This is a genomic window from Paenibacillus macerans (assembly GCF_050565405.1).
Classification (GTDB): Bacteria; Bacillota; Bacilli; order Paenibacillales; family Paenibacillaceae; genus Fontibacillus; species Fontibacillus macerans_B.
Map to the genome: position 1 here is coordinate 1 of NZ_JBNYYG010000115.1, position 2,996 is coordinate 2,996.

The window sequence follows — 2,996 nt, forward strand, 5'->3', positions numbered from 1 at the left end:
TTAGTTGATAGAAGGACCAAGATACTGATTCATAACGTTCGTTAAGTTGAATCTTTTCCGTTTTACTACGAACGCCAGTTAAATTCTCCAACACCATCAAGGTGTTTGCACCATACTTACGGACGAGTGCCTTCGATACACAATGATTAACATCGTGCATCCAACGGTTTTCTCGTCCTCCCATCCGCTTTAGTTTCCTTCTGGCGGAGGCTGTGCCGACTTGTTGCACTTGTTTACGCATATGCTTGTACCTCGACCGCTTGTCTTTGATCGGTCGACCCTGGAAGAACGCACACTTGCCCTGCGAATCATAACTGGTGGCGATAAAGTTGATCCCAAGATCAATACCAACGACTTGATGGATGGCTCCGGTTTCGACTTCGTCGATTTCTTTAGAGACTGGAATATGGAGGAAAAACTTCCCCTTCTTATGGACCAACTTTGCAGTACCGTATGACCATGATCCGTCAAAGTAAGATTCCATACCTTTCGTTATGTAAGGTACTTTGATCCGACCATACAGCGTGTTGAGGGAGATGATTTGTTTGGAAAGCGAATAGTCTCGATTCCACACCAGGTCGTACTCGGGTTTCTTGAAAAGGACACGTGTCCAAGGGTGTTTGTTGCCGAGTAACGACTTGTATCTGGCAATGACGGTTCTCATAACGGACTGGGCCATTTGCGACCGGAGCGAAAAAGCATTGCGCAATTCACGATACATCATGTTGTGGAGTAAAGTCTTGGAGAGGATTTTGTCTTGATGCACAAGTACAGACATGTGGTTGCTCGCATCGCGGTAAGCGAACAGGGTTTGTCGTAACCAATCCGCTTGTTGCTCATTAGGCAGTATTTTCACCTTCGCTGTTAAAGTAAATTTCAAACCTGTCACCACACCTTAAAGAAGGGTGAAGTCAATACAAGGAAGCAACATTCTCTTATTCGATTATACCAAACATTTGTTCTCATTTGAAGTGATAGTAATTATTTTGAAGGGAGGAAGTAAAGGAATATAGCTTGTCAGTGAGGTAGAGACTACATAAATTCCTCTCATGACTAAAGTCTCGAGTATTTCTTTACGCTATCCATGAATTCCGAAAGAAATCATCGATGCGCTAAGGGCTTATCTAAGCAAAAACGAATATGCTGTCAGTGAAATTGCCTATTTGCTCCATTATTCGGAACCGAGCGCGTTTCATAGCGCCTTTAAAAAGTGGACGGGATTGACGCCGGGACAATTTCGTGCGAGAGCCTTGAACGAACTGCCGGATCCCGTTTGAGCTATCCCATGAAAAAAGAGAAGAAGCCCTCCTTGTAGAATGGTCGATCGACGCATCCTTTTGCCAAGGAATGGCTTCTTTTTGTTTTTGACGCGATATTACTTGCCGTCTTTGCCGGACTTGAACACTTCGCCGATCGCACCGAGGCTTCCCAGCGTTTCGATCGCATTGGAAGGAATGAATACTTTGTTGGCCGGCCCTTTGGCGACTTCCTTCAGTGCTTCGAAGGACTGGTAAGCCAAGACCGACTCGTTCAGGGCGGCGTCGCGCAGCATTTCGATCCGCGCTTTTTCGGCCGCAGCGACCGCTTCGATCGCCTTAGCTTCCCCAAGCGCTTCCAGTTCTTGCGCCTGGCGCAAGCCTTCGGCTTCGCGGATCCGCGCTTCCTTGTCGCCCTCCGCCTTGAGGATTTTACTTTGCTTGTCGCCTTCCGCGCGCAGGATCATATCCTGCTTGGCGGCTTCGGCTTCGAGCACGATGGCCCGTTTGTTCCGTTCGGCCTTCATCTGTTTGTCCATCGCTTCTTGGATATCGACCGGCGGTCTGATGTCAAGAACCTCTACCCGCTCGATCCGTACGCCCCATTTTTCCGTGGCTTCGTCGAGCGCGACGCGGATATCCGTCGAAATTTTCTCCCGGCCGGACAACGTTTCGTCCAGCTCCATCTTCCCGATGATTTGCCGCAGCGTTGCTGTCGTAATATTACGAACCCCGTATACAAAATCAGAAATGCCGTAAGTTGCTTGCTCCGCATTGACGACCTGATAGAAAATAATCGTGTCGATTTGTACCTGCACGTTATCCTTCGTAATGACGGTTTGCGGCGGTACATTGGTCTGTTGAATCCGTAAATCGTGATAAGTCCGCACTTGGTCGATGACCGGGATCAGAATGTTAAGACCCGGCGTCAGCAGGCGGTTGTATTTACCAAGCCGTTCAACGACCCCAACTCTTTGCTGCGGCACGATCTTGACCGTTAGCGAGATAAACACGACAACAACGACGACAATGACCGCAATAATGGCCCATTGCATTAAATAATTTCCTCCCATCTTTCGACTTCAATAATGGTACTGCTCCGCTTCAGCACCCGGACCCTCTCGTCCTTGCCGATCGAGACGTCCGCCGTGGCGCTCCAAGAATCTCCCCCAACCTTCACGATGCCGTATTGCCCTTGTTCTATCGGCTCCACCACGATGCCCTGCTTACCTACCAGTTCGGTACCGATATCCTTAAACCCTTTTGCTGCGCGAAATTTTCTGGAGAGCGGTTTCGTAAATACCGTCAGCACCATGGCCACCAGACAGCCCGCAACCACCTGCCAGAAATAAGCGTCGGGGGCTACCCAAGCTACGACCGCCGCAACCAGCGCCCCGATGCACAGCCATAGCAGGTAAAAAGTCATCGTCATCATCTCCAGCACGAGCAAGATCCCGGCGACGATGAGCCAAATCGCCCATATCTCCATCCCCCTGTTGCACCACCTTTCCGCAATATAATTATATATACGGTGACAATACCAAAAAGTATCAAGGAATGATATGGTCTCGCGGTATTTTATGCCATGAATCCCTCGGTATGGCTTCCCTATTCAGCAGCTTGGCAAAAAAGTCCCCAGCCCAAAAAGCCAAAAATGGTCAAGCCCCAATTTTGTAGACATTGAAAAAAGCCCTTAAGCTGCAAGCTGGCGCCGGAACTCTACCGGTGTCAGCTTGTTTA

Annotated in this window: 3 protein-coding genes and 1 pseudogene; 1 reads left to right on the forward strand and 3 read right to left on the reverse strand. The window is 49.0% G+C overall.

Annotated features, from left to right (window positions below):
• A partial coding sequence (locus ACQ4N8_RS28025; protein WP_430707656.1) for an RNA-guided endonuclease TnpB family protein occupies window positions 1-880 on the reverse strand: 880 nt, incomplete at its 3' end.
• A gap of 238 nt (window positions 881-1,118) precedes the next feature.
• On the opposite strand from ACQ4N8_RS28025, the pseudogene ACQ4N8_RS28030 reads away from it, so the two are divergent.
• Window positions 1,119-1,277, forward strand: a pseudogene (locus ACQ4N8_RS28030) (helix-turn-helix domain-containing protein); the annotation flags it as partial.
• A gap of 98 nt (window positions 1,278-1,375) precedes the next feature.
• Here the strand turns inward: ACQ4N8_RS28030 and ACQ4N8_RS28035 are convergent.
• Together ACQ4N8_RS28035 and ACQ4N8_RS28040 are read right to left on the reverse strand one after the other, a co-directional pair.
• Complete coding sequence (locus tag ACQ4N8_RS28035) at window positions 1,376-2,311, reverse strand: SPFH domain-containing protein (protein ID WP_430707657.1); 936 nt, start codon at window positions 2,309-2,311, stop codon at window positions 1,376-1,378.
• The gene (locus tag ACQ4N8_RS28040; protein WP_430707658.1) at window positions 2,311-2,745 is read right to left on the reverse strand and encodes an NfeD family protein; all 435 of its coding nucleotides are present in this window, start codon (window positions 2,743-2,745) and stop codon (window positions 2,311-2,313) included. Before ACQ4N8_RS28040 ends, ACQ4N8_RS28035 begins: the two co-directional genes overlap by 1 nt.
• Window positions 2,746-2,996 lie beyond the last annotated feature (251 nt).

Coding starts and splice junctions, on each gene's coding strand:
- ACQ4N8_RS28040 (WP_430707658.1), bottom strand. CDS start 2,745: ATGGAGATATGGGCGATTTGGCTCATCGTCGCCGGGATCTTGCTCGTG.
- ACQ4N8_RS28035 (WP_430707657.1), bottom strand. CDS start 2,311: ATGCAATGGGCCATTATTGCGGTCATTGTCGTCGTTGTTGTCGTGTTT.